At 66.8% G+C, this 24,889-nt stretch carries 16 protein-coding genes and 1 tRNA gene; 12 read left to right on the top strand and 5 right to left on the bottom strand.

Annotation, left to right across the window (positions count from 1 at the left end; translation table 11 throughout):
- Positions 1-16: 16 nt before the first annotated feature.
- From B5G43_RS05405 to B5G43_RS05375, 7 genes are read left to right on the top strand one after another with little or no spacing between them, the layout of a single operon-like run.
- Complete coding sequence (locus B5G43_RS05405; RefSeq protein WP_087259457.1) at positions 17-1,384, top strand: ATP synthase F0 subunit B; 1,368 nt, start codon at positions 17-19, stop codon at positions 1,382-1,384.
- A gap of 3 nt (positions 1,385-1,387) precedes the next feature.
- Positions 1,388-2,350, top strand: a complete 963-nt coding sequence (locus tag B5G43_RS05400; RefSeq protein ID WP_087259456.1) for a hypothetical protein — start codon at positions 1,388-1,390, stop codon at positions 2,348-2,350.
- 13 nt (positions 2,351-2,363) lie between these two features.
- Positions 2,364-3,596, top strand: a complete 1,233-nt coding sequence (locus B5G43_RS17980) for a hypothetical protein (protein WP_087259455.1) — start codon at positions 2,364-2,366, stop codon at positions 3,594-3,596.
- Positions 3,593-4,183, top strand: a complete 591-nt coding sequence (locus B5G43_RS05390) for a 4Fe-4S single cluster domain-containing protein (RefSeq protein ID WP_140397603.1) — start codon at positions 3,593-3,595, stop codon at positions 4,181-4,183. The genes B5G43_RS17980 and B5G43_RS05390 overlap by 4 nt, the downstream gene beginning before the upstream one ends.
- Positions 4,180-5,718: a hypothetical protein gene (locus B5G43_RS05385; RefSeq protein WP_143382837.1), complete on the top strand. Its 1,539-nt coding sequence runs from the start codon at positions 4,180-4,182 to the stop codon at positions 5,716-5,718. The genes B5G43_RS05390 and B5G43_RS05385 overlap by 4 nt, the downstream gene beginning before the upstream one ends.
- A 29-nt stretch (positions 5,719-5,747) precedes the next feature.
- A complete protein-coding gene (locus tag B5G43_RS05380; RefSeq protein ID WP_087259452.1) occupies positions 5,748-10,850 on the top strand; it encodes an AAA family ATPase in 5,103 nt (1,700 codons plus the stop codon).
- Entirely contained in the window at positions 10,843-11,853 is a 1,011-nt protein-coding gene (locus B5G43_RS05375) for a hypothetical protein (protein ID WP_087259451.1), read from the top strand. The genes B5G43_RS05380 and B5G43_RS05375 overlap by 8 nt, the downstream gene beginning before the upstream one ends.
- 119 nt (positions 11,854-11,972) lie before the next feature.
- Here B5G43_RS05375 and B5G43_RS05370 read toward each other — a convergent pair.
- The 5 genes from B5G43_RS05370 to B5G43_RS05350 form a co-directional block, all read right to left on the bottom strand.
- Positions 11,973-12,049 (bottom strand) — tRNA-Arg (locus B5G43_RS05370).
- A 291-nt stretch (positions 12,050-12,340) separates the two neighbouring features.
- Complete coding sequence (locus B5G43_RS05365; protein ID WP_087259450.1) at positions 12,341-13,081, bottom strand: N-acetylmuramoyl-L-alanine amidase; 741 nt, start codon at positions 13,079-13,081, stop codon at positions 12,341-12,343.
- Between the two features lie 540 nt (positions 13,082-13,621).
- Positions 13,622-15,391, bottom strand: coding sequence for a phosphoenolpyruvate carboxykinase (GTP) (locus B5G43_RS05360; RefSeq protein ID WP_087259449.1), 1,770 nt, complete (start codon positions 15,389-15,391; stop codon positions 13,622-13,624).
- A gap of 90 nt (positions 15,392-15,481) precedes the next feature.
- Complete coding sequence (gene rsmA / locus B5G43_RS05355) at positions 15,482-16,333, bottom strand: 16S rRNA (adenine(1518)-N(6)/adenine(1519)-N(6))-dimethyltransferase RsmA (protein WP_087259448.1); 852 nt, start codon at positions 16,331-16,333, stop codon at positions 15,482-15,484.
- Entirely contained in the window at positions 16,320-16,979 is a 660-nt protein-coding gene (locus tag B5G43_RS05350) for an N-acetyltransferase (RefSeq protein ID WP_087259447.1), read from the bottom strand. The genes rsmA and B5G43_RS05350 overlap by 14 nt, the downstream gene beginning before the upstream one ends.
- Positions 16,980-17,141: 162 nt before the next feature.
- Here B5G43_RS05350 and metF point away from each other — a divergent pair, with 162 nt between their 5' ends.
- The 5 genes from metF to B5G43_RS05325 all read left to right on the top strand — a co-directional run bounded on the left by metF (position 17,142) and on the right by B5G43_RS05325 (position 24,833).
- Positions 17,142-18,005 carry a methylenetetrahydrofolate reductase [NAD(P)H] gene (metF, locus tag B5G43_RS05345; protein ID WP_087259446.1) on the top strand — a complete coding sequence of 288 codons (864 nt, stop codon included), beginning with the start codon at positions 17,142-17,144 and terminating at the stop codon, positions 18,003-18,005.
- Entirely contained in the window at positions 18,002-18,649 is a 648-nt protein-coding gene (locus B5G43_RS05340) for a vitamin B12 dependent-methionine synthase activation domain-containing protein (RefSeq protein WP_087259445.1), read from the top strand. Before metF ends, B5G43_RS05340 begins: the two co-directional genes overlap by 4 nt.
- A 1-nt stretch (position 18,650) precedes the next feature.
- Complete coding sequence (locus B5G43_RS05335) at positions 18,651-21,044, top strand: homocysteine S-methyltransferase family protein (protein ID WP_087259444.1); 2,394 nt, start codon at positions 18,651-18,653, stop codon at positions 21,042-21,044.
- Between the two features lie 28 nt (positions 21,045-21,072).
- Positions 21,073-23,025 carry a bifunctional UDP-sugar hydrolase/5'-nucleotidase gene (locus B5G43_RS05330; protein WP_087259443.1) on the top strand — a complete coding sequence of 651 codons (1,953 nt, stop codon included), beginning with the start codon at positions 21,073-21,075 and terminating at the stop codon, positions 23,023-23,025.
- A gap of 161 nt (positions 23,026-23,186) precedes the next feature.
- A complete protein-coding gene (locus B5G43_RS05325; RefSeq protein ID WP_158097361.1) occupies positions 23,187-24,833 on the top strand; it encodes a stalk domain-containing protein in 1,647 nt (548 codons plus the stop codon).
- Positions 24,834-24,889 lie beyond the last annotated feature (56 nt).

Raw genomic sequence — 24,889 nt, 5'->3', positions numbered from 1 at the left:
GAAAGGAGACCGTATGATGGAGCCGAATGTGAGCGAAAGATACAGCGCCCTGTCGCTGTCCAGAGAGGATTTTCGCCGCCAGCGACGGGATGATCGCTGGGAATATTTCCAAAAGCTGCGGGAGCGGATTTTGCGCGAATTGCGGGAGACCGGCAGTTGTTCCCTGCTGGATGAGGCGCTCCAGTGCCACGATCTGTACCTGGTGGATATGCTGGCGCTCAATGACGTTTACAGCATCTTGCTGGAGAAAAAGCCCCCGCTCCAGTACCGGGATGGGATCTCGTTGAGCGACGGCTTTTTGCGGAAGATGAACCTCAGCTGGAAAGAGCTGAGTGCCGCCAACTCCAAGTACCGGAACATCTTTCTCGCTGTAAACAATGACACCTGGAAGCGCTGGACGGCGCTCCGGAATCACGCCCAGCAGCACCAGTCCCGGACCATCCCCATCCACACCGAGCCGGACGACAGTACCCCCTCGGAGGAGCTGCGGCGGCTCCAGGAGGCGCTGTCCGCCCAGCAGGAGACCAACCGGAAGCTCAACGCCGACCTGTCGGACCGGAACCGGGAGCTCAGCAACCTGAAAGGAGAGCTCCTGGCCAAGGAGCAGGCGGAGGAGGAGCTCCGCCGTCAGCTCCAGACCCTCCGGGAGCAGCTCCAGAGCGAGCGGGAGGCGGTCCTGGCCCCGGCCCGGCAGGAGGCGGAGGACATCCGCGCCGCCGCCCGCCGGCAGGGAGAGGTGGAGGCCGCCCACATCCGGGAGCAGGCGGAGGCCGACGCCCAACGCCTTTGTACCGAGCGCCGCCGGGAGGTCCAGGATCTCTGGCAGGCGGAGTACGCCAAGGGCGAGGGGGAGCGGCAGGCCTATACCGACAGCCTGCTGGAGTTCCGGCAGGAGGTGACCAGTGAGACCAGCCGCTTCCAGGGCGAGGTGGTGGACCGGCTGAACACCGCCGTGGAGGAGCTCAACCGGGTCAAGCGGGAGCTGTGTACCGACCTGCGGGCCTGGCAGGAGGGGCTCTACTACACCCAGCACGAGCCGCTGGCCATGTGCTATGTGAGCCTGGTCCGCATTCTGGCCCAGGGAGAGAACCAGGCCATGGCGGAGGGAGAGGAGAGCGACGGCCTGCGCCGCCTGCGGGCCAACCTGGACCGCTTCCGCCGGAGCCTGGAGAAGGCCATGCTGCGCCTGGGGCTGGAGGTGTACTACGCCCAGCCCGGCGAGTTTTACGACCCCGCCCGCCATGCCGTGGCCGGGCAGGAGGAACCGGACTATGAGAGCGGCTGCCGGGTGCGGCGCTGCACCGCCCCCGGCGTGGAGTACCACAGTTCGGAGGATGAGGACAGCCGGACCATCGTCCGGGCCGAAGTGGAATTGGAGGGATAAGACATGGCCGAGGCGACGAAGCGCACGTCCTATGAGGCGGCGGCGGCCTGGGATACCTGCCGCAGCCGGGACCGGGGAGAGGCCCCGTTTGCGGGCGACCTGCTGGTGCTGGATCTGGACCTGGGCGGCGCCGGGGTGTGCCGCTGTGCCGGGAACGGACACATTGAGCTGCTGGGCGAGACCCAGGGAGCGCCCATCCCGGATGTTTCTGCCTGCCTGGGCATCCCCTGGGAGAAGGATCCCGCCCGGGACCGGACGCTGCGGGTCTATCTGCGTGGAAAGGGAAGGCTGGACCCGCCGGTGGGGACCCTTCCGGACCAGCGGACCATCCATTGCAGTGAGGTGGAGCGGATGTTTGAGGACCACATCGGCCAGGCGCTCTCCAATTTGTTGGAGCGGACCGGCGAGCTGCTGGACCGCCTGGGGATCGACCGGCTGGCCCTGCGCATCCTCCCGGTGGGGGCGCTGGCGTCGATGGTCCTGGCGGAGCACCGCATCCGCGCCCATTTTTCCGCCGACCCCTTCCTGCCGGATGCCCGCTTTGCGGACCTGGCGGGAGCCGACCCGGCGGAGATCGTGGCGCAGGGCATGGCCCTCTACGCGGCGGGGGCGGTGGAGCCCCGGAAGCTGCTGGGCCACGATGTGGCGCTTTGCCTGTTGGAGGGCTGGGGCTTTGGCCTGCCGGTCCGGCCGGTGGAGCGCCCCCTGGCCAAGCGGGACACCCCGCTGGAGGAGCTGGCCAAGCCCACCTTTACCGAGCCCTTCTTCCTGGATGCGGGGGAGCCCCTCCGGGTGGTGGTGGACGGGGAAAAGTATGACCTCTTCCAGGCGGCCTTCCCCAAGGGCCTGTTGGCTCTGCCGGTGCAGGCCGGACTGCGTGCGGATGAGACGGGGATGTTTCTGGTGCTCCGTGGGCAGGCGCTGCCCGACCTGGAGAACCACGAGCTTCCCATCCCCGTGAAGTGAGAGGAGGGCGTACATGGACAAGAAATTGCTGCGCCGCCAGCTGGAGAACCAAGCCGCGGCGCTGGAGACGGCGGGGCCGGAGCTGTGTGGGCTGCTGCTGAATACCTGCTGTGCCCTGGTGGACGCCGCCCGGGAGGCGGCTCCCATCCCTGAGGGGCTGGACGAGCTGGACCGGATGGAGCTGCTCTCGGCGGCGCTGGCCCTGGTGGACGGGGTGAATGCCCTGGCCCTCCCCCTGGCGCCGGAGCCCTCCGACGCCGGGCGCGCCGCGCTGGAGGAGGAGACTGGGAAGCTGACCGCCAAACTGGCAGAGCGGGACCGCCAGCAGCAGGAGCTGAAGGAACTTCAGGCCCAGAATGAGAAGCTGCGGCAGGAGATGGCGCCCATCCAGACCGCGCTGGAGGAGGCCAGAACGGCCCAGCGTATGCTGGAGCGGATGGGAGCGGAGTACACCCCCGAAAAACTCCAGGCCCAGAAGGAGATCAACGACCGCCTGCTGGACGAGCTCAATGCCCGCCGGACGGAGCTCCAGAAGCGGAAAGACGAGCAGGCGGCGCAGGAGAAGGAGAACAAGGAGCTGGAGGGGCAGATCCGCGCGCTGGAGGCGGACATCCAGGCCCAGCCCGCCCACCGGGCGGAGCTGGTGGACCAGAAAGCCGCCCTGCAGGCGCGGCTGGACGCGCTGCGTACCGCCGAGACGGAGTGCAGCCCCGAGCGGCAGCAGGAGCTCCAGGAGGAGATCGACCGCCTGACGCCGGTGGTGACGCAGCTGCAGGAGACCGCCGGCGACCTGCGGGAGCGCCTGGCCGCCCTCAAAGAGACCCACAGCACCCTGGACCGGAACAAACAGGTCCTGGAGAGCGACGTGCTGGACTGCATCACGGCCTGTCTGGACGGCCTGGAGCCTCTGGTCACCGAGCACCGCTCGGCCCTGGAGGAGGTGCAGCAGCGCGCCGACGCCCTGGCCGCCAACGTGGAGGAGTGCCGGAAGCTGCGCCGGCGCTACGCCGCCTGGTGGGACGAGGTTCGCACCCCTCTGGAGGGGATGGAGGCCGCCCTCACCGCCCAGGGGGTGGACGTGTCCAACCTGCGCGCCACCCTGGACCCCGGCCAGTGCGGCCGGGTGCAAGAGCTGAACCGCCGCCTGGAGGAGGGCCTCCGGGACCTGGACGCCATTCTGGAGCGGTGCTTTGAGGCCTGCCAGCAGGACCAGGACCGGTTGGAGAAGCGGGTGAGCGGCCGGTGAAGCTGTCTGTCCATATGCGGGAGCCGGCGGTGCGCACCCTGGGGCCGGGGGTGCGCTACGCCCTCTGGGTCCAGGGCTGTCCCCGCCGCTGCCCGGGCTGCGTGGCCCCCGAGGCCCAGGCCCTGGACGGCGGGACCGCGCTGGAGACGGGCGCTCTGGCCTGGGAGATCCTTCTCTCCGGGGCGGAGGGCCTCACCATCAGCGGCGGCGAGCCCTTTTTGCAGGCCGAAGCCCTGGCCGAACTCATCCGGACGGTGCGGCGCAAGCGGGACCTGGGGGTCATCGTGTACACCGGGTATCGCTATGAGGAGCTGCTGGCCGACCCGGCGGCGCGGGCACTGCTGGAGGAGACCGATCTCCTCATCGACGGGCCCTATGTGAAGGAGCTGGACGACGGGAAGAGCCTGCGGGGCTCCTCCAACCAGCGTGTCATTCCGCTCACGGAGCGCTACCGGGGGGAGCTGTCCCTCTATGGGCGGCCGGAGCGGCCCACGGAGGCCTTTGTCCACGGGGCGGAGGTCCACTATGTGGGGGTATCGGGAGAATGGAAGACGCCGGAGACGGCGGAGGAAAGGAGCAGAACATGAGCGGACGGAAAGAGACCTATGTGAGCATGACCACCTGGGAGCGGGACCGGCTGTACCAGGAGGCCGCCCGGGCCAACGACCTGGCCAGCGCCAACCGGGCCCTGGCCGACCTGGCCCGGGCCAACGACGAGGCCCTGGAGGAGAGCCGTCATCGGTACGATCTGGTGGCCGACCGCATCCGCGCCCTGGATGCGGCGGTGACCGCCACCGGCACGGCGGCCCGGAAGGAGACCGCCGCCCTGCGCGCCCAGCTCCAGGAAGAGATCCGCTCGGCCAACCGGCGCCTGCAGGAGGCGACGGCCCACAGCCGGGCCCAGATGCAGGCCATGGGTCAGAGCTTCGACCGGGCCATCCGGGAGACCCGGCAGGACGTAGCGGACGCCATGGCGGCCAACAACCGCCGCATCGAGGCGGCCATCGACGCCTCTTCTGCCGCCATCCGGAACGAGATGACCGATATGGAGGATGAACTGCACGCGGAGATGTCCGCCGTGGAAGGCCGCCTGGACGGCGTGCAGGCCACGGTCCAGGGCCTGAGCGGCAGCAACGACACCCTCCTGGACATGGCCCGGGAGTACGCGGAGATGACCGGCCTTCTGACGGCGGACGCGGCCCAGTACCGCTGTGAGGTGCTCCTCCCCGGCGGCATGAAAGAGGTGGAGAACGCGGTGGCCCAGGCCCGCAGCCAGATGGACCTGTGCGCCAAGGCCCCCACCAATGCGCCGGTGGCCCGGGACTACGCCCGCCAGGCCTTCGAGCGGGCCCTGGACTTCCACCAGCGCCTCCTCCAGGCCGAGCAGGCCTGGCAGATGGACCTGCGCCTCACCCGCCAGAGCGTGGACACCGCCCGGGCCCAGCTGGAGGCCAGCCGGGTGCTCACCCTGCCCGAGTGCGAGGTGGACGTGGACCGCTGGAGCTGCGGGGATCTGGAGCGCCTGTCCGGCCTGCTGACGGGGCTGGAGAACACGCTCCGGAAGCCCGACGGCCTGAGCGCGGCGGATCTCGCGGGCATCCGGGATGCGGCGGTCCAGACCAGCCGGGAGACCGACGAGGCCGCGGGCTTTGCCCTGGTGGCGGTGACGAGCAGCCAGGACCGGGCGGATACCGCCGCCGACCTGGCGCGCCAGCTGTGGGAGACCTTCAGCCTCCGGGTGGAGAGCCATGGCTACCAGGGCGACGATCAGCGGGGCGCCCACCGCATCCACCTGAAAAACCCCGCCACCGGCTTTGAGATGGTCATCACCCAGACCCCCCAGGCCGACGGAGAGGGTCGGGTGGGCAACCGCCTGGAGTCGGACATCCTCTGCTACGGCCTCTACGAGCACAACGCGGCCGAGGCCGACGCCCTGGCCCGCCGGGTGCTGGAGACTCTGAGCGGGGACGGGCTGGAGCAGAGCCAAGTGACCACCGTGCCCGGCTATGAGCGCCGGGAGTCCGACCGCACCCAGCTCACCGAGCGGGAGACCTGGGACCGGGAAGCGCCGGTCCTTCCCAAGCCCGTCCGTCGGAAAGAGGGGGAGACGGCGGTCCGGTGAGGTCCTGATTTTCGAGAGGAGGAACTGCCATGCGGGGATATGGGGACACCTATTTTCAGCCCGATCTCTGTCTGAATACCCACTTCATCATCACGGGGTATACCAACGATATCTTCTGCAACGACCAGATGCAGCTCACCGACATCAAGCAGGAGCTCCACCGCCATCTGCGCGCCCACGGCTTTGACGCGGTGGTCTTTCTGGACGTGAGCAATGTGCTCTACTGCTACGATGAGCCGTCCTATTTCGCCCTGTGCAATAACCGCCTGCCGGAGGAGGCGCCTCAGCCCGCACCCGTCGCGCCCCCTCCGGCGGAGGATGACCCCTTCGCGGCCATCGCCGCCGAGGGGCCCATGGGGGGCCGGCGCCGCCGCCGGGGAGGCCCGGCTCATGTGGCTCCCGCGCCCGCGCCGGTGGAGACGGGGAGCCTCAACCGGGGGCGGATGTACCTCAACGACGCCTGGGCCCAGGTGATCGCCCTGCTGCGCAACCCGGACATCCGCAGCGCCCTGGTGCTGAGCAACGCCAACGCCATGCAGAACACCCTCAACGATCAGACCCTCCAGGCCCTCCAGGAGCTGTCCGGCAGCCGCAGCGGCAAACACTCCATCGCGGTGTACATCTTCCGGGAAAACAGCCTCAGCGACCTGGTCCACAACGCCGCCCAGGGCAGCGGGCCCTGGTGGACGCTGCTCAACAGTACCCTGCGTCCCCGTATCGAGACCGAGGACCCGGAGAACAACTGCGTCATCACCCTGGGCTCTCCCAACGCCGCCGAGGTACGCAATCTCCTGAACCACCTGCGCCTGCGCCGGCAGGACCGTCTGGCGGTGGAGGGCGGGGCGGTGAACGCCCTGGCCCTCTCTCTGGCCCAGTCCTGCGCCCGGCAGCACTGGTCCCTGGATCGGCTGCGCCTGCGCCTGGAGCGCTGGGGGGCGGAACACCCCGGGGAGGCGCTGCGGGCGTCGGACTGGAACCAGGTCACCGGCGAGGAGGCCTACCGCCCGGCGCTGGAGGAGCTCCACGCCATGGTGGGCCTGACCGAGCTGAAGGAGCGGATGGACGAGCGGTACGCCGAGTTCCGCCGCCGCTTTTCCGGCGGCCCCTCCATCCCGGCCCACTCCAGCCGCTTCACCCCCCCTCTGAGGGCGGTACAGCTGCGGGACCACGAGCTCAACATGGTGCTCAAGGGCCCGCCCGGCACCGGCAAGAGCACCGTGGCCCGGCTCACGGGCCGGCTCTACTACGAGCTGGGGCTGCTGCCCCAGGGGCATTTTACCGAGGTCAGCGGCGGTGCCATTGTCAGCCATAACGTAGGCGAAACCGCCCAGCAGATGCGGGAGCTGGTGCAGGGGGCCATGGGCGGCGTGCTGTTCATCGACGAGGCCTACTCCCTGGCCACCAACCGCTTCGGCCGGGAGGCCATCAACCAACTGGTAGCGGACCTGTCCACCTATGAGGGGCAGTTTGCCGTCATACTGGCTGGATATCCCCAGGAGATGGACCGCCTGATGGAGGAGAACGACGGCCTGAGCAGCCGCTTCCCCAACGTGTACGACCTGCCCGCCTACACCCCCGAGGAGATCCGCACCATCCTGGAGGCCCGGGCTGCGTCCGACCCGGAGGGGGTCTCCTTTGCGCCGGAGCTGGCGGGACGGCTGGACGACTTCTGCCGCAGCTGGGTGAACAGCGGCTCACACCGCCGTGGCTGGGGCAACGCCAGAGAGGCGGGGCTCCTCCTGAGCCGGATGAAGAAGCGCTGTACCGCCCGCCTGCTGCGGGAGGGCACGCTGGGGGAGGCGGAAGGCCTGGTCCTCACGGCAGAGGACGTGCCCGAGGAGCTTCAGCTCCACCTGCATCCCCGGAGCCACAACCTGGCCGAGGCCTACCGGCGCATCGAGGACATGATCGGCCTCCACGCCGTCAAGCGTTTTCTGAGGGACCTGGGGGACGGCATCCTCTGGGACGCCGAGTCCCGGGCCCCGGGCAACTTCATATTCTTCGGTCCGCCGGGTACCGGCAAGACGGTGACCGCCCGGCATATGGGGGAGCTTCTTCACCTGTTGGGGGTGCTGACCCGCTGGGACGTGATCGAGTGTCCGGCGGGGGACCTGCTGAGCCTGGAAGAGGGGGATACCGACGTGCTGGCCCCCCTGCGGCGGTGGGTGGAAGAGGCTCGGGGCGGTATCCTTTTCATCGACGAGGCCCATCAGCTGGCGGACAGCGACCAGGGCCGGGCGGTCCTCCGGGGCCTGGTGCCCATCATCGAGGACCCGGAGATCCGCTCTGACACCGCCTTCATCCTGGCGGGCTATACCGTGGAGATGAAGCGCCTTCTGCGGGTGGACCCGGGCCTTAGCCGGCGCTTCCCAGAGAATCACCGCATCCGCTTTGAGGACTACACCGCCCGAGAGCTCACCGCCATTCTGGAGGAGATGTGCCGCGCTCGGGGAGAGGAGCCCACCCGGGACTACCTGGATCGGACCACCATCGCCCTGGAACGGTATCTGGAGCACCGCCCGGACAATTTCGGCAACGGCGGCTTTATGCGGGACACCTATCTGCCCGATTCCATCCGGGCCCGTACCGCCCGGCTCAACCGGTGCTACGCCCGCGGGGAGGACGGCCAGATCACCGCGGAGGAGGCCGCCGCCGTCCCGGCAGAGGAGAAGCACACCCTCACCGGGGAGGATCTGCCCCCCGCCTTTGCCCGGCTGGCGGGCCCGGTGGGGCGGCCCCTGCCCCCGCACCGGGACGCCATGACCCGCCTGGCGGAGCTCATCGGCAAGGAGGACGTGAAGGAGTACGTCCGGGCCTACACCGCCCGGGAGGCGGAGGGCTTTGCCGACGAGGGGAATGCCGCCGGGCTCCACTTCGCCCTGTCCGGCCCCACCGGCAGCGGCCGGCGCACCACCGTGCGCACCCTGGCGGCGGTGTGGCACCACCTGGGACTGCTGGAGCGGGACGAGGTGGTCTTTGCCGGCAAGGCCGACCTGGAGGCCGGCTATGTGGGCCAGACCGCGCCCAAGACCCGGGATGTGGTGGAGCGGGCGGTGGGAGGCACCCTGGCGGTGCTCTCGCCCAGCGCCCTGCTGCCCAGCGGACCCAACGACAACACCTTTGGTCCCGAGGCCCTGGGGGTCATCGCCGGGGCCATGGGGGAGTACGCCGGGAATCTCTCGGTGGTGCTGGTGGACACGCCCGAGGGGCTGGAGGAGGTGCTGCGGCGCTTCCCCGCCCTGGGCAGCCAGCTCAGCCACACCTTCGTGCTGGACGACCTGACCCCCGGGGAGATGGAGGACCTCTTTCGCCTCCAGGCCAAAGAGGGGATGTTCTTCCCGCCGGAGCTGGACGATGTTCTGCCTGAGTTCTTCCTCAACTGGGTCAGCGACCGGGGTGGTCTGGGCGAGTCGGCCCGCTCCTGGGGCAACGGCCTGGAGGTGGAGCGGCTGCTGGAGGCCCTGCGCCTGGGCTGGCGGCAGCAGGAGGGAGATCGCACCGAGGAGGACGGCCTTGTGAAACGGGTCATCACCCCCGCGTGCTTCCCCGCCCACCTGCGGCGCTACCTCACCCGGCAGCGGGTGGTGGCCAATGAGGCCATGGACAAGCTGAAGGATCTGCCCGGCCTGGACCGGGTGAAGGAGGCGGTCAACAACATCCGCCGAAAGATCCGCTATTTGGGCGGGGAACAGGTCACGCCGGGGCTCTACTGCTTCATCGGCAATCCCGGCGTGGGCAAGACCAAGGTGGCCGGGCTCATGGGCGGCGTTCTGAAGGCCGCCGGGGTGCTGGACCAGGGCCACGTCATCGTCCGCACCGCCCGGCAGCTGGCCGACGACCCCCGGGCGCTGGACGAGGCCCTGAAGCTGGCGAAAAACGGGGTGCTCTTCATCGACGAGGCCCACCAGCTCGCCAGCGACTGGGGCCCCCACGTCATCAAGCGCCTGCTCACCGCCCTGGAGGACGTGGAGGTCATCCGCCATACGGCCATCATTCTGGCGGGCTATCCCAACGAGATGGGGCGGCTCCTCCAGCTGGACAGCGGTCTGGCCAGCCGCTTCGGCACATCGGACAGCCTCCTGTACTTTGACGATTACGAGCCCGAAGAGCTGCGGGCCATCCTGGACCATATGGCGCAGAAAGCCCCGGAGTACCCCCAGATCGGCTCCCCGGTGCCGCTGGTGTTGGAGGAGGAGTACCGGCAGCGGGCCCTGGAGGTGTTTGTGCGGGTGCGGCGGCAGCGGGACCCCAATTTCGGCAACGCCCGCTTCGTGCGCAATTTCCTCCACGACTCCCTGGACCAGGCCCTTCGCCGGGTGGAGGAGGACTTCGGCCCCCTGGACGACCCTCCCCGGGACACCCTCTACACCCTCACCGGCGCGGACCTCCCGCCCCGCTGGGCCCGGCAGCTCGCGGCGGAGCGGGCCCCCGCTGTGGTCTCCCGCTCGGACCTGAGCACCATGTACGCCGGGCCGCTCACGGCCGAAACCTATGAACGGGTGAGCCACTTCCTGAGCCTGGGCGTGTTGCTGCTGGAGATCCTGGACCAAGGCCGCCATGTGGGCTACGGCAGCGGCTGCATCATCACCCGGGAGGGCCACGTCCTCACCTGCGCCCATGTGGCTGAGGGAGGCGACACCATCCGGGCCCGCATCTGTATCCCCGGCATGACGGGGGGAGATACCCGCTGGTTCTCCTGCCGGAAGCTGGACCCGGTCTACCAGGACTGCGACATGGCCCTTCTGAAGCTGGAGGGGACCAACTTTCCCATCGTCACCCTGCGTCCGGCGGGGGACGGCGCGCGGGAAGGGGAGGGGACCCTGATGCTGGGCTATCCTCTGGGCGCGCTGGTCAACGGCGGCGACGCCGACACCGTGCGCATCAGCCAGTTCACCGGCCGGGTGGCCAGCATCCAGCGCATGAGCAACGGCGTGGAGCGCTACTATGTGGACTCCATGGGCCTCCACGGCAACTCCGGCAGCCCCGTGTTCTCCCTCCAGGACGGACGGGTCATCGGCGTGTTCTCCGGTTCCATCAAACCGCAGGACGAGGAGATCAACTTTTTCTATCCCATCGAGTATTTCTGGGAGCGCTTCCTGCTCCCGGAGGAAGAGGAGGAGCGGCATGGATGAGCGGAATATGACCTGTCCCGTCTGCGGCCACGCCCGGGCAGGGGAGGAGCTCCGGTGCTCCAATTGTCAGTTTCCACAGGCCTTTGTTACCTGCTTTGCAGGAGAGCGGAGTCATGGCTTTTGGGAGCGGAAGGTCCGTGCGGCCCGGCGGGCCTGGAGTGATCGCCGGCTGCCCCTTCTGAGCGCCCCGGGGGCCTTCACGCTGGACTGGAAAGAGGCGTCCTTTCTGGACACCGAGCGGCATGTCCTCACCCGGTTCCGCGCGGGAGGAGAGCCGGTGCGGATGGAGCAAGTCCAGCAGTACAGCCCGGGCAGCCACCATGCGGTGCTGCTGCATACCGACGGCACTGTCGAGGCCTGGGGAGACAACGACTACGGCCAGTGTGCGGTGAAGGACCTGAAAGACATCACTTATGTAGCGGCGGGCCCGCAATGCACCCTGGCCGTGGAGAAAAACGGTCGGGTCCATGTGCGGGGGTCCTGTGCGTGCCGGACTCAGGTGGAGAGCTGGGAGGGGATCCGGGTTGTGGCCTGCGGTTCCTATCATGTGGTGGGGCTGCGGGAAAATGGACAGGTCCGTTTTGCCGGCGGCCCTCTGGCTCCGGCGGTGTTCCGCAGCGCCTCGCCCATGATGGCGTTTCCCGTCACTTCCGTGGCTGCCGCCACCGACTGCGCGCTGTTCCTCCATAAAAATGGCACAGTGACCTTTGCAGGCCGGGCGGGCGACCCGCGGTCGGGAGCTAGTAAGTGGGAAGACATCCAGGCAGTTGCGGTGGATGGCCAGTACGCCGTGGGCCTGACCCGGGACGGGCGGGTGCTGCTGGCGGGAGAGCACCACACGCTGCTGAGCGCGGGCCGCGTCCGGGCGGAGGAGTGGACCGATCTGGCGGCCATTGCCTGCGGCGGCTCCTGTATCGGGGGCATCACCCGGAGCGGAGAACTGCGCCTGGCGGGCAGCATGCAGGGTGCGGATCTACTTCGGGCGGCCTGGGACCGGATCTGATGGAACTTTGGGACCAATGAAAAATGGGGGTGCGGACCGTTTGGTCCGCACCCCCATTTGAATAGACGGAATTTCAGACAAAGACAAAGCCCTCCACAAGCATGTCGCTTGTGAAGGGCTGGTACGGCTGAAGGGATTCGAACCCCCGACCTACTGGTTCGTAGCCAGTCACTCTATCCAGCTGAGCTACAGCCGCGTGTCTCAACGAATATGTATTATAGTACGCAAACCCGGATCTGTCAAGCACTAATTTTCCGAATTTGAAAAAAATCAAAAAACGCGCCGAACCGGCGCGGAATCTTTTGTCTGTCCCTCCGGCAGAGCGCTTGCCCTGCCGGAGGACAGTCGGGATAAAAAAGAGAGGGAAAAGAGAGGAGGAGTTTTGTCGTTCGTTTCCTGACGAGTATAGGATACCAGCTCAGGCGGGGAAAAGGATGTACAGTTTTCGAATTTCCTATGAACAATTTGTGAACGCTCGGGAGGCGGTTCAGACCAGGGTGATATAGTCGGCGCTGGCCCAGCCCACCAGGTTGCCCAGGCGCACCGAGTACCAGTTCTGCCACTGGCCCAGCACGGTGATGGGCGCGCCGTCGTAGGCCCGGGCCAGGACGGCGGAGGTGGTGTCGGGGCGGTCGCGGATGTTGAGGGAGCCCCAGTTCACATCCACCACGGCGGGGCGGGGGGTGGTGGGCTCCAGGAAGGGCAGGCCGAAGTACTCGGTGAGCCCCAGCACGATGCTGCGGGCGATGGGGTCCAGGTTGTGCTTGACCCAGGTGGCGTCGTCGGGGTTGTCGTGGTAGCCCAGCTCCAGGAACACGGAGGGGGCGCGCACCTTGCGGACTTCGCCGATGGTAGTAGTAGGTTCGGTGCGCACCAGGTTGGGCAGGGGATAGACCGCCTTGAGGTTATCGGCGATGAGGGTAGCGGCCTCCCGGCCCCGGATGCTGCCGGGGTAGTAGAACACCAGCACGCCCCGCACCTGGCCATACTGGCCCTCGGGGGCGGCGTTGGAGTGGAGGGCCAGGTGCAGGTCGTAGTTCCCGGAATTGGAGGCGACGATGGAGGATGCGGCGGTCATGTCAGGGGTGTTACGGGTGAAGCGGATGCCGCTGGCGGAGAGGTAGGGCTCCATGATGTCAGCCAGGCGGTTCATCCACTCCTCTTCGGTGCCGCCGTTGACGTAGAGATTGTTCTCCTGGGTGGAGGGGGAGAGATAAATGATGGGCATGGAAAAGACCTCCTTTTTGCCCATCCTATGAGGAGGGCAGGGGAGGGGTGAAAGATACCACATCTTTCCCGGGCGCCGGGAGGTTTTGCGCTCGCCGCGCGGGCCGCCTGCTCGGCGGGAGCACCGCTTTCTTTGCAAAGAAAGCGGTGGGAAAGAAAGCCCAGAGGGGGGATACCCCCCCCCTCTGGACTCCCCCAAGGCGCACCCCGGCCTTCATTCCACTGCGGCGGTATTTCCAAAGTGCGGCGTGGCCAATTCCAGGCTTTCCGCCTATCCGGAAAGCGTTGTACCTTGCCAATATGGGCGGCCCCCTAAAAGGCCGCCCTTTTGGAGGGGAGTGGAGAGGGGAACGAGAAGTTCCCCTCTCCGCCTTTTCTTTCCCCCATTTCTTTTCGCGAAAAGAAATGGGGCCCTGTCCGGGCAGGACGCCCGTCCGGCGAGGACACCCCTTCCGGGCTCCCCGGACGCACTGGGCCAAGAAAAGACAAAAACCGTCCCGGCGCACGTATTCCATGCACCGGGACGGTTGAAAGGATGTACTTAAGCCTTCAGGCGGCTCTCCAGAGCATCCAGCTCCTCAGCGAGCTTCTTGGGCAGCTTGTCGCCAAACTTACCATAGAACTCGCGGATGGCGGCCACATCCTGGAGCCACAGATCCTTGTCGACGGACAGCAGGCCGCGGACGGTCTCCAGATCCACGCCGGACTCGTTGAGATCCAGGTCCTCGGGGCGGGGCTCGTAGCCCAGAGCGGTCTGATCGGCGTCCACCTCGTTGAAGCAGCGCTTCATGATCCACTCCAGCACGCGCAGGTTGTCGCCGAAGCCGGGCCAGATGAAGTGGCCCTCGTCATCGGTGCGGAACCAGTTGACGTTGAAGATCTTGGGCAGCTTGTCGGCGTCCACCTTCTGGCCCATGTCCAGCCAGTGCTGCCAGTAGTCGCCCATGTGGTAGCCGCAGAAGGGCAGCATGGCCATAGGATCGCGGCGGACCACGCCCACGGCGCCGGCGGCGGCGGCGGTGGTCTCAGAGGCCATGATGGAGCCCACGAACACGCCGTGTTCCCAATCCAGGCTCTGGTAGACCAGAGGAGCGGTCTTGGCCCGGCGTCCGCCAAAGACGATGGCACTCAGAGGCACGCCCTTGGGGTTCTCGAACTCGGGGGAGATGCAGGGGCAGTTCTTGGCGGGCGCGGTGAAGCGGCTGTTGGGGTGAGCACCCTTCTCGGTGCTCTCCTGGCCGTTCCAGGGGTTGCCCTTCCAGTCCACAGCGTTGGTGGGGGGATTCTTGTCCAGGCCCTCCCACCACACGGTGTTGTTGTCCAGATTGTGGACCACGTTGGTGAAGATGGTGCCCTTCTGGGTGGAGGCCAGGGCGTTGGGGTTGGACTTGGCGTTGGTGCCGGGGGCGACGCCGAAGAAGCCGTTCTCGGGGTTCATGGCCCACAGGCGGCCGTCCTCGCCCACGCGGATCCAGGCGATATCGTCGCCCACACACCAGACCTTCCAGCCGGCCTTGCGGTAGTGCTCGGGCGGGATGAGCATGGCCAGGTTGGTCTTGCCGCAGGCGGAGGGGAAGGCGGCGGCCAGGTAGCGCACCTCGCCGGCGGGGTTCTGGATGCCCAGAATGAGCATGTGCTCGGCCATCCAGCCCTGGTTGCGGCCCAGGTAGGAGGCGATGCGCAGAGCGAAGCACTTCTTGCCCAGGAGGACGTTTCCGCCATAACCGGAGTTTACGGACATGATGGTGTTGTCCTCGGGGAAGTGGACGATGTAGCGGTTCTCGGGATCGATGTCGGCCTTGGCGTGGAGGCCCTTGACGAAGTCATCGCCGATGACCTCGGCCACGGCGGTGCCCACGCGGGTCATGATGCACATGTTGAGGACCACGTAGATGGAGTCGGTCAGCTCGATGCCGTACTTGGCGAAGGGGGAGCCAACCACGCCCATGGAGTAGGGGATGACGTACATGGTGCGACCCTTCATGGAGCCGGTGTAAAGCTTCTTCAGCTTGGCGTACATCTCCTGCGGGTCCATCCAGTTGTTGGTGGGGCCGGCGTCCTCCTGCTTGCGGCAGCAGATGAAGGTGCGGTCCTCCACACGGGCGACGTCGTTGACGGCGGTGCGGTGCAGGTAGCAGTCGGGCAGCAGCTCCTGGTTGAGCTTCTCCAGCTCACCGGTGGCGCAGGCCTGGGCGCGCAGGTCCTCGATCTGGGCGTCGCTGCCGTCAATCCAGACGATCTGGTCGGGCTGGGTCATGGCGGCCATTTCGTCAATCCAATTCAAAACAGCTTTGTTGTTGGTTAATGCCATTGTGATTACCCCCCAGTAGAATTAAGAACAGTCTTATTGTACTAAAGGTGCAGCCAAAATGCAATACGCTTTTCAACAATTTGACAAAAATCATTTAACGGCAGCTAATGCTGCAGCCAAAGCTGCAAAGGTGGGGATGTCCAGCTGTTCACCCCGCACGTTTTCCTGCAAACCGCAGCTTAAGAGGGCGGCGCGGACGGCATCCTTGGACAGACCCAGGGTGCCCAGGCTGTTGAGGAGGGTCTTGCGGCGCTGGGCAAAGGCCCCCCGGACCACCCAAAAGAAAGTCTTGTCGTCCACCAGAGTCTGGGGCGGCGCGGAGCGGGGCACCAAGCGCACCACGGCGGAGGTGACCTTGGGGGCGGGGAGGAAACACTCCGGGGGCACCTCAAAGAGGAGCTCCGTCTCAGCGTAGTACTGGCAGAACACCGAGAAGGCCCCGTAGTCCTTGCCGCCGGGGGCGGCGCAGATGCGCTGGGCCACCTCCCGCTGGATCATGACCGTGATGGCGGAGAAGCACCCGGCCTCCAGAAAGGACGTGATGACGGGGGTGGTGATGTTGTAGGGGAGGTTGGCGCACACCATGGGGGTGAGGCCGGGGAGCTTTTCCCGGCACAGGGCGGCCAGGTCCAGCTTCATCACGTCGCCGGGGACTACCTCCACGTTTGGGTAGGGGGCCAGGGTCTCCTCCAGGATGGGGTAGAGGGCCCGGTCCAGCTCCACCGCCGCCACTTTTTCGGCCCGCTGAGCCAGCTCCACGGTGAGGGGGCCGATGCCGGGGCCCACCTCCACCACGCCCACGCCGGGACCGGCCCCGGAGGCGGCGGCGATGTCCCGGGGCACCCAGGACTCAATGAGAAAGTTCTGGCCCATCGACTTGGAGAAGCGGAACCCGTGCCGGGCCAGCAGGGCGCGGATGTCGCGTTCGTTACATAAATCCATTGGGGATCACCTCATGACCGAGACTGCACATGAATCGAAATTCCTCCTGCGAGGGAGTGACCGCCGGCTCCAGCGGGGGGAAGGCGGCGTCGAAGGCGGCCAGCGCCGCCTCGTCGGGGGCGTAGGGAAAGCCCTCGTGAAAGCGCCCGGCGGCGTTGCTCAGGGCGCCGGGGCGCAGCTCCACGGCCTGGAGGCCGGGGAGAAACTGGCCGTTTTCCATCGAAATGCCGAAGCGCTCCCCGCACCAGAAGCCATAGCGGCCATAGTGCCGGGGGTCTCCCAGGATCACGGCGGCGTGTTCACCGGCGTCCCGGGCGGCGCGGAGGGCATGGCACACCAGAGCCCGGGCCAGCCCCCGCTTCTGGAAGTGGGGATGGACGGCCAGAGGGCCGAAGGTGACCGTGTCCAGCCGCCCGCCGCCGTCCAGGGCGATGTGGCTGGAGGAGCAGGCAATCACCCCGGCCAGCTCCCCCTCCTCCTCACACACGAAGGTGAGGTCAGGGCGGAAGGCGGGGTGGGCGCGCAGCTGATGGAGATAGTGGTGCTCGTGGCAGCCGGGCTGATAGATATTCCAGAAGGCCGCCCGGGTGAGGGCCTCGGAGCGGGCATGATCCGCAGAGGTCTCCAGACGGATGAATGGGGGCATGATGGCCACCTCCAGGGCAAAAAATCGGTAAGAACAGTATACCCAAGGGAGGATTCTCCGTCAAGGCGGCGGGGCCACTGGAAAAATATCGTGCGTTTTTGAAAAAATATGCTATAATGGACTGACTGCGACAAGCAAGTTCCAAGTGCGGAGGTATCCATTATGAAGATCATCGACATTCTGCGGCAGGACCGGCCCACCCTATCCTTTGAGGTCTTTCCGCCCAAGACCAGCGACAGCTATGAATCGGTGGCCCAGGCCACCCAGGAGATTGCCGCACTTCGGCCCGACTTCATGAGCGTGACCTATGGCGCAGGGGGCGGCACCAGCTCCTACACCATCGGCATCGCCGCGGGGATTTCCCAGAAATATGGCGTGGACACCCTGGCCCATCTGTCCTGTGTGTCCTCCACCCGGGAACATGTCCACAAGATGCTGGCCGAGATGAAGGCCCAGGGCATCCAGAACGTGCTGGCCCTGCGGGGCGACATCCCGGTGGGAGGCGCGCCCGCCCACGACTACCAGTACGCCGCCCAGCTGGTGCGGGACATCAAGGCCAGCGGCGACTTCTGCGTGGGCGGCGCCTGCTACCCCGAGGGACACCCCGAGGCCCCCACCAAGAACGCCGACATCGACCATCTGAAGGAGAAGATGGAGGCCGGATGTGAGTTTTTCACCACCCAGATGTTCTTTGACAACAATATCCTCTACAATTTCCTCTACCGCATCCGGGAGAAGGGCATCACCGTGCCGGTGGTGGCGGGCATCATGCCGGTGACCAACGGCAAGCAGATCGCCCGCATCTGCAAGCTCTCCGGTACTTACCTGCCCGAAAAATTCAAGGCCATCGTGGACCGCTTCGGGGACAACCCCGCCGCCATGCGCCAGGCGGGCATCGCCTACGCGACGAACCAGATCATCGACCTCATCGCCAACGGCGTGGACCACATCCACATCTACTCCATGAACAAGCCGGAGATCGCTGCGGGCATCCAGGCCAGCCTCTCGGAGGTTCTGAAGCCTTGAGTCTGACCATTGATTTCCCCGAGGTGTGGCGCTACCTGGGCTACCGGGGCACCGCGCCGGAGGGGGCGGCCGCCCGGGCCATCGAGGAGGGGGCGCGGAAGGTGGCTCAGGCCGCCCGGCCCCGCTCGGTGAGCACCGTGGTGCCGGTGACCTTCGGCGAGGGGAACACCCTGCACTTAGGCCCCCTGGCGGTGGAGAGCGCGGCGCTGCGCAAGAACCTCACCGGCTGTGAGGAGGCGGCGCTCTTCGCGGCTACCCTGGGGGTGGAGGTGGACCGCCTCATGGCCCGCTGTTCCGCCCTGGGGCAGGTAAGCCAGGCCGCCATCTGCCAGGCCGCCGCCGCCGCCCTCATCGAGACCTACTGCGACCAGGTCAACGACGCCCTGCGCCGGGAGGCGGACGGGTGGTATCTCCGCCCCCGGTTCAGCCCCGGCTACGGGGATTTTTCCATCCAGCACCAGCGGGAGCTGGCCCGCACGCTGCGCACGGCCGAGACCATCGGCCTCACCGTCAGCGAGAGCCTGATGCTGCTGCCCACCAAGTCGGTGACGGCGGTGGTGGGGCGCTCCCGCACCGCTACTCCCTGCCACCGGCAGGGCTGCGAGGCGTGCGACAAGACCGATTGCCCATTCAGGAGAGGATAACATGACATTTCTGCAAGCACTGGGGCGCAAGCGCCTCTTTTTCGACGGGGGCACCGGCACCCTTCTCCAGGCCCAGGGCCTGAAGGGGGGCGAGCTGCCCGAGACTTGGAACCTGCTCCACCCCGAGCGGCTCATCGCCGTCCACCGGGCCTATCTGGAGGCGGGGAGCGACATCATCTGCACCAACACCTTTGGGGCCAACGGTCTGAAATTCCCCGCCGGCGGGGAATATGACCTGGAGACGCTGGTCCGCGCCGGGGTACAAAACGCCCAAAAAGCCCGGGAAGAGGCCGGGCGGAGCGAGGACGCCTTTGTGGCCCTGGACATCGGCCCCACCGGGCGGCTCTTGAAGCCCATGGGGGACCTGGACTTTGAGGACGCGGTGTCCCTCTTCGCCCAGGTGGTCCGCGCCGGAGCCGAGGCCGGGGCCGACCTGGTCCTCATCGAGACCATGAGCGACGGCTACGAGGCCAAGGCCGCCGTGCTGGCCGCCAAGGAGAATTGCGACCTTCCCGTGGTGGTGACCACTGTCTACGGCGCCGACGGCAAGCTCCTCACCGGCGGCACGGTGGAGTCCACCGTGGCCCTGCTGGAGGGCCTGGGGGTGGACGCCCTGGGCGTCAACTGCGGTCTGGGCCCCGACCAGATGGCCCCCATCGCCCGGGACCTGCTGCAATATGCCTCCATCCCGGTGGTGGTCAACCCCAACGCGGGCCTTCCCCACACCGAGAGCGGGGCCACCCGCTTCGACGTGGGTCCGGCGGAATTCGCCCAAAAGATGGCGGAGCTGGCGGGGGAGGGGGTCCACGTGCTGGGCGGCTGCTGCGGCACCACCCCGGAGCACATTGCGGCCCTGAAAAACGCATGCAAGGAGATTTCCTTTACAGAGACTACCCCCAAGGGGCGGACGGTGGTATCCTCCTACGCCCGGGCGGTGGTGATCGGGGAGGACCCGGTGCTCATCGGCGAGCGCATCAACCCCACCGGCAAGAAGAAGTTCAAGGAGGCCCTGCGCCGTCACGACATCGACTACCTGCTGGGAGAGGGCTTCTCCCAAGAGGAGGCGGGGGCCCAGGTGCTGGATGTGAACGTGGGCCTGCCCGAGATCGACGAGCCCGCCCTCCTCACCGAGGCGGTGTGCGCCCTCCAGGCAGTGCTGCCCCTGCCCCTCCAGATCGACACCTCCGACCCGGTGGCCATGGAGCGGGCCATGCGGCGCTACAACGGCAAGCCCATGGTGAACTCGGTCTCCGGCAAGGAAGAGAGCTTGCAGGCCGTCCTGCCCCTGGTGAAGAAGTACGGCGGCGTGGTGGTGGGCCTCACCCTGGACGAGGGGGGCATTCCTGAGACGGCCCAGGGGCGGCTCGCCGTGGCGAAAAAGATCCTGGACCGGGCGGTGGCCGAGGGCATCCGCCCCGAGGACATCGTGATCGACCCCCTGACCCTCACCATCTCCTCCGATCCCCAGGCCGCCCAGATCACCCTGGAGGCCCTCCGCCTGGTGCGGCGGGAGCTGGGGCTGCGGACCATTCTGGGCGTGTCCAACGTGTCCTTCGGCCTCCCCCAGCGGGAGCTGGTGAACAGCCATTTCTTCACTCTCGCCATGCAAAACGGCCTTTCCTGTGCCATTCTGAACCCCCTCTCGGCGGGGATGATGGCCTCCTGGCGGGCCTACCGGGCCCTCAGCGGCCTGGACAGCCAGTGCGGGGACTACATCGCCGCGTATGGCGGAGCCGCCGCCGCGCCCGCCCCTGCCGCCGTTCCCGCCGCCGGGCTGAGCCTGGAGGACGCGGTGCTCCAGGGCCGGCAGGAGAGCGCCCGGGAGGCCGCCAAGGCCGCCCTGGCCAGCGGAAAAGCCCCGCTGGAGCTGGTGGACGGGGCCCTCATCCCGGCGCTGGACCAGGTGGGCAAGCGCTTTGAGGCGGGGACGCTGTACCTGCCCCAGCTCCTCATGAGCGCCGAGGCCGCCAAGGCCGCCTTTGCCGTGGTGCAGGAGGCCCTCTCCGGCGAGGAGGGGGAGGCCCAGGGCACCGTGGTGCTGGCCACCGTGAAGGGAGATGTCCACGACATCGGCAAGAACATCGTGAAAGTCTTGCTGGAGAACTACCGCTTCACCGTGATCGACCTGGGGAAGGACGTGGCCCCGGAGGCCATTGTGGAGGCTGCCCTCCGGCCGGAGGTGCGCCTGGTGGGCCTGAGCGCCCTGATGACCACCACGGTGGTCCACATGGAGGAGACCATCCGCCTCCTGCGGGAAAAGGCCCCGGAGGTCAAGGTGGTGGTGGGCGGCGCGGTGCTCACCGAGGAATACGCCGCGCGCATCGGCGCGGACTGCTATGCCAAGGACGCCATGGCCACCGTGCGCTATGCCCGGGAGGTCTACGGCGCGGAATAAGCCACAAATTGGGAAGGAGAGCTTGACGATGCTGCGAGGATGGTACCGGCTGGGCGCGGTGTGCCTGGCGGGACTGCTGCTCTGGGGCACCGGGGCGTCCGCCGCACCGGCGGAGGAGGAACCCGCCCCGCTGACGATCCTGTTTACCCACGATACCCATGACCACTTTCTCCCCTCCGCGGACGAGGAGGGGGGCACCTATGGCGGCTATGTCCGCCTGGCCACGCTGCTGGACCGGGAGCGTTCGGCGGCGGAGCACCCGGTGGTGACCCTGGACGGGGGCGACTTCTCCATGGGCTCCCTGTTCCAGACCATCTATGACACCGATGCGCCGGAGCTGCGGGCGCTGGGGGCCATGGGGTACGACGTGACCACCTTTGGAAACCACGAGTACGACTACCGCGCCGGGGGCGCGGCTCGGATGCTCAACGCCGCGGTGGAGAGCGGCGACCCCCTCCCGGCGCTGGTGCAGGCCAACTACAAGCCCCCGGCCGAGGACACGGAGAGCTGGGCGGCCTGGGAGAACTACGGCGTCACCGACTATGTGGTCCTGGAGAAGGAGGACCCCGCCGGCGGTGAGCCGGTGCGGGTGGCGGTCTTTGGCGTGCTGGGAGTGGATGCGGACGACTGTGCCCCCATGTCCGGCATGGAGTTCGAGCCCATCGCCGACGCGGCGGAGCGGGTGGTGGACCAGATCCAGGCGGAGGAGGACGCGGACTACATCGTCTGCCTCTCCCACTCGGGCACCTCCAACGGAACGGGTGAGGACTACGAGCTGGCCAAAGCGGTGGACGGCATCGACGTCATCATCTCCGGCCACACCCACACCACCCTGGAGCAGCCTATTCAGGTCAATGACACCCTCATCGTCTCCTGCGGCGAGTACACCCAGAACCTGGGGGTGCTCACCGTGAGCCGGGGGAGCGACGGCGCGGTGCAGCTGGAGGAGTACCGGCTGGAGCCGGTGGACGACACCGTTTCCTCCAATCCGGACATGACGGCCATGGCGGAGCAGTTCCAGACCCTGGTGGGGGAGCGGTATCTCTCGGACTACGGCCTCACCTTCGACCAGGTGCTGGCGGAAAACCCCTGGACCTTCCCCTCCATCGGCGAGCTGGGGAGTGAGCAGCGGGAGGAGACCCTGGGCAATCTCATTGCCGACTCCTATGTCTATGCGGTGCAGCAGGCCGAGGGGGCCGACTATGAGGATGTGGACTTCGCGGTGGTGGCCGCGGGCGTGATCCGGGCCTCCCTGCCCAAAGGGGAGGTGACCACCTCTGACGCCTTCGATATCTCCTCCCTGGGCTCGGGGGCGGACGGCACGCCGGGGTATCCCCTGGTATCGGTCTACATCTACGGCAGCGAGCTGAAAGACGCCTTTGAGGTGGACGCCTCGGTGACGCCCCTCATGTCGGCGGCCCAGCTCTACGGCGCGGGGATGGAGTGGACCTTCAACCCCAACCGGCTCATCTTCAACAAGGTCACCGACTGCGCCCAGGTCCTGCCCGACGGAAGCCGCGTCCCCATTGAGGACGATCAGCTCTACCGGGTGGTGACGGGGCTCTACTCCGGGCAGATGCTGGGCACGGTGAACGGCAAGTCCTTCGGCATTCTGGGCATCACCCCCCGGGATAAAAAGGGGGAGCCCATCACCGATCTGGAGGCCTATATTATTCACAACGAGGACGGCACCGAGGTGAAGGAGTGGTACGCGCTGGCCTCCTACCTCCAGTCCATGGGCACCGTGGAAGAGCGGTACAGCGCCCCGGAGGGGAGAAAGACCGTGGCGCCCTCCTGGAACCCGGTGGACCTGCTGGCCCATCCCAACGGCTTTGCGCTGATCGTGTACGGCGTGGTGCTGCTTTTGGTGGCCGTAGTGGTGCTGGTGGTAGTGCTGATCTGCCGCCGCCGCTCCCGCCGGAGCCGGGGCCTGAAGGGGAGACGCCGCCGGGGCGGCGGTTACTCCCCCTATCGCGGATAAAAGAACAGGAGCCGAAGCTCATCTGAGCTTCGGCTCCTATATTTTGCGTGAAAAAGGACGGTATGTTCCCAAATCATATGGGACTTCGGCCACAACAGAGGCGGCAAGTGTTATACTGCGGACAGGACCTGAGTTTGGGAAAGAAAGGAGTACAATCATCTATGAAAAAATCCACACACATCGCTGCGCGACTTGCCGCGGTCCTTCTTCTGGCGGTGGGACTGCTCTGTGTCCCCGCGGCAGCGGCGGGAGAGATCACGGTCTATGTGGACGGCAGACAGCTCTCCTTCGACCAGCCGCCGGTGGCCATGAACAACCGCACCCTGGTGCCTCTGCGGGCCATTTTTGAGGCCCTGGGCGCCCAGGTGGAGTGGTACCCGGAGAAACAGGGCATCTCCGCCCAGAAGGGGGACACCCTCATCGTCATGCAGCTGGGAGGAAAAACCTTTGCCAAACAGGTGGGGAACGGCGAGGCGCAGTACATCGAGCTGGACCAGCCGCCGGTGGCCATCAACAACCGCACGCTGGTACCGGTCCGGGCGGTGTCGGAGTCCTTTGACTGCGACGTGACCTGGGACGCGGCGGGCAACCGGGTGCTCATCACCACCGCCGGCGGCAGCCAGACCGGCTCTACAGTTGTGGATGACGACCGGGTGTACTTCAACGCCGGGCATCAGGCGGACGGAGCTTACACCAGCGCCATTCTGGAGGACGGCGTCCTCTATTTCAACTTCGTCAACCGGGCCACCCTCTATATCTATGACGGCTCCATGGTCCGCTCCTGGAACGCCGGGGATCACCCCCGGGACATCATCGCCCGGGACGGCAAGGTCTACTATTACGGCCATAACAACGGGGCAGTCTACTGCCTGGACGCCGCCACCGGCGAGCGGGAGACCCTCCTCACCTCCGGCGATCTGGACGATGTGGAGCAGCTCAAGCTCTATCGGAACTATCTGCTGGCCTCCGACGGAGACAGCCAGATCTATGCCGTGGACCTGAACACCGGAGCGGGCCGTATGCTGGACGAGGACCACGCCGTCCTCTTCACCGCCGCGGGCGAGAAGGTCTACATCCTGAGCCACCTCTATCTGAAGGAGGAGAACCGCTGGCGCTACGACCTGGTGGAGGCCGACCCGGCCACCGGGAGCACCCGGACGCTGTACACCGGCATCGGCAACCAGCTCTTCTGTGCCGGTGACGGATCGGGGGTCTACTTCTATGAAACGGTCAGCGGCAGCAAGACCTATTACTTCTACGACGCCGCCACCGGCTCCAGCCAGACGGTGAGTGAGAGCGCCTATTCGGCTGCCGAGACCGGCTATAACCGGACCAATGACACCTGCTGGACGGAGGACTGGTATTTTGGCAGCAACAACAGCGGGGTCTACCGCAAGACCCGGGACGGCGACCTGCGGGAGACCCTCTACAACGGCAGCGGCTGCCGCTACCTGACCAACGACGCTTCCCACGTGGTCTTTATTCAGAGTGAGAACGGCTTCAACGCCGGTTCCGTCGGCTCCGGCTGGGGGGACACCTCCGTCTACATCATGGACCTCAACGGAAACGGCCTGACCGAGATCATCAACAACGGCGAAACCTCTTCCTCCGGCAGCAACTCCGGCGACCTGGGCGGCGGCTCCATCCAGCCCATGGCCTGCCCGGTCTGTCACGGCTCGGGGCAGATGGTCTGTGCCCTGTGTGAGGGCAGCAAGGTGGACTTTTATGGGAACCGCTGCTCCTTCTGCGGCGGCTCCGGCTGGCGGGTATGCCCCGGCTGCAACGGCGCGGGCACCATCAATCCCTGATCTACACCCACGAGACAAAACAGGAGCCGAAGCTCATCTGAGCTTCGGCTCCTGTT

The organism is Flavonifractor sp. An92 (assembly GCF_002159175.1).
Taxonomy (GTDB): domain Bacteria; phylum Bacillota; class Clostridia; order Oscillospirales; family Oscillospiraceae; genus Pseudoflavonifractor_A.
Note: the sequence above shows the minus strand (reverse complement) of the source record. Positions and strands in the feature narration are given on the sequence as shown.

Excerpts from the sequence above, each read along its gene's own strand:
- B5G43_RS05405 (WP_087259457.1), top strand. The coding sequence starts at position 17 with ATGGAGCCGAATGTGAGCGAAAGATACAGCGCCCTGTCGCTGTCCAGA.
- B5G43_RS05400 (WP_087259456.1), top strand. The coding sequence starts at position 1,388 with ATGGCCGAGGCGACGAAGCGCACGTCCTATGAGGCGGCGGCGGCCTGG.
- B5G43_RS17980 (WP_087259455.1), top strand. The coding sequence starts at position 2,364 with ATGGACAAGAAATTGCTGCGCCGCCAGCTGGAGAACCAAGCCGCGGCG.
- B5G43_RS05385 (WP_143382837.1), top strand. The coding sequence starts at position 4,180 with ATGAGCGGACGGAAAGAGACCTATGTGAGCATGACCACCTGGGAGCGG.
- B5G43_RS05380 (WP_087259452.1), top strand. The coding sequence starts at position 5,748 with ATGCGGGGATATGGGGACACCTATTTTCAGCCCGATCTCTGTCTGAAT.
- B5G43_RS05375 (WP_087259451.1), top strand. The coding sequence starts at position 10,843 with ATGGATGAGCGGAATATGACCTGTCCCGTCTGCGGCCACGCCCGGGCA.
- B5G43_RS05365 (WP_087259450.1), bottom strand. The coding sequence starts at position 13,081 with ATGCCCATCATTTATCTCTCCCCCTCCACCCAGGAGAACAATCTCTAC.
- B5G43_RS05360 (WP_087259449.1), bottom strand. The coding sequence starts at position 15,391 with ATGGCATTAACCAACAACAAAGCTGTTTTGAATTGGATTGACGAAATG.
- rsmA (WP_087259448.1), bottom strand. The coding sequence starts at position 16,333 with ATGGATTTATGTAACGAACGCGACATCCGCGCCCTGCTGGCCCGGCAC.
- B5G43_RS05350 (WP_087259447.1), bottom strand. The coding sequence starts at position 16,979 with ATGCCCCCATTCATCCGTCTGGAGACCTCTGCGGATCATGCCCGCTCC.
- metF (WP_087259446.1), top strand. The coding sequence starts at position 17,142 with ATGAAGATCATCGACATTCTGCGGCAGGACCGGCCCACCCTATCCTTT.
- B5G43_RS05335 (WP_087259444.1), top strand. The coding sequence starts at position 18,651 with ATGACATTTCTGCAAGCACTGGGGCGCAAGCGCCTCTTTTTCGACGGG.
- B5G43_RS05330 (WP_087259443.1), top strand. The coding sequence starts at position 21,073 with ATGCTGCGAGGATGGTACCGGCTGGGCGCGGTGTGCCTGGCGGGACTG.
- B5G43_RS05325 (WP_158097361.1), top strand. The coding sequence starts at position 23,187 with ATGAAAAAATCCACACACATCGCTGCGCGACTTGCCGCGGTCCTTCTT.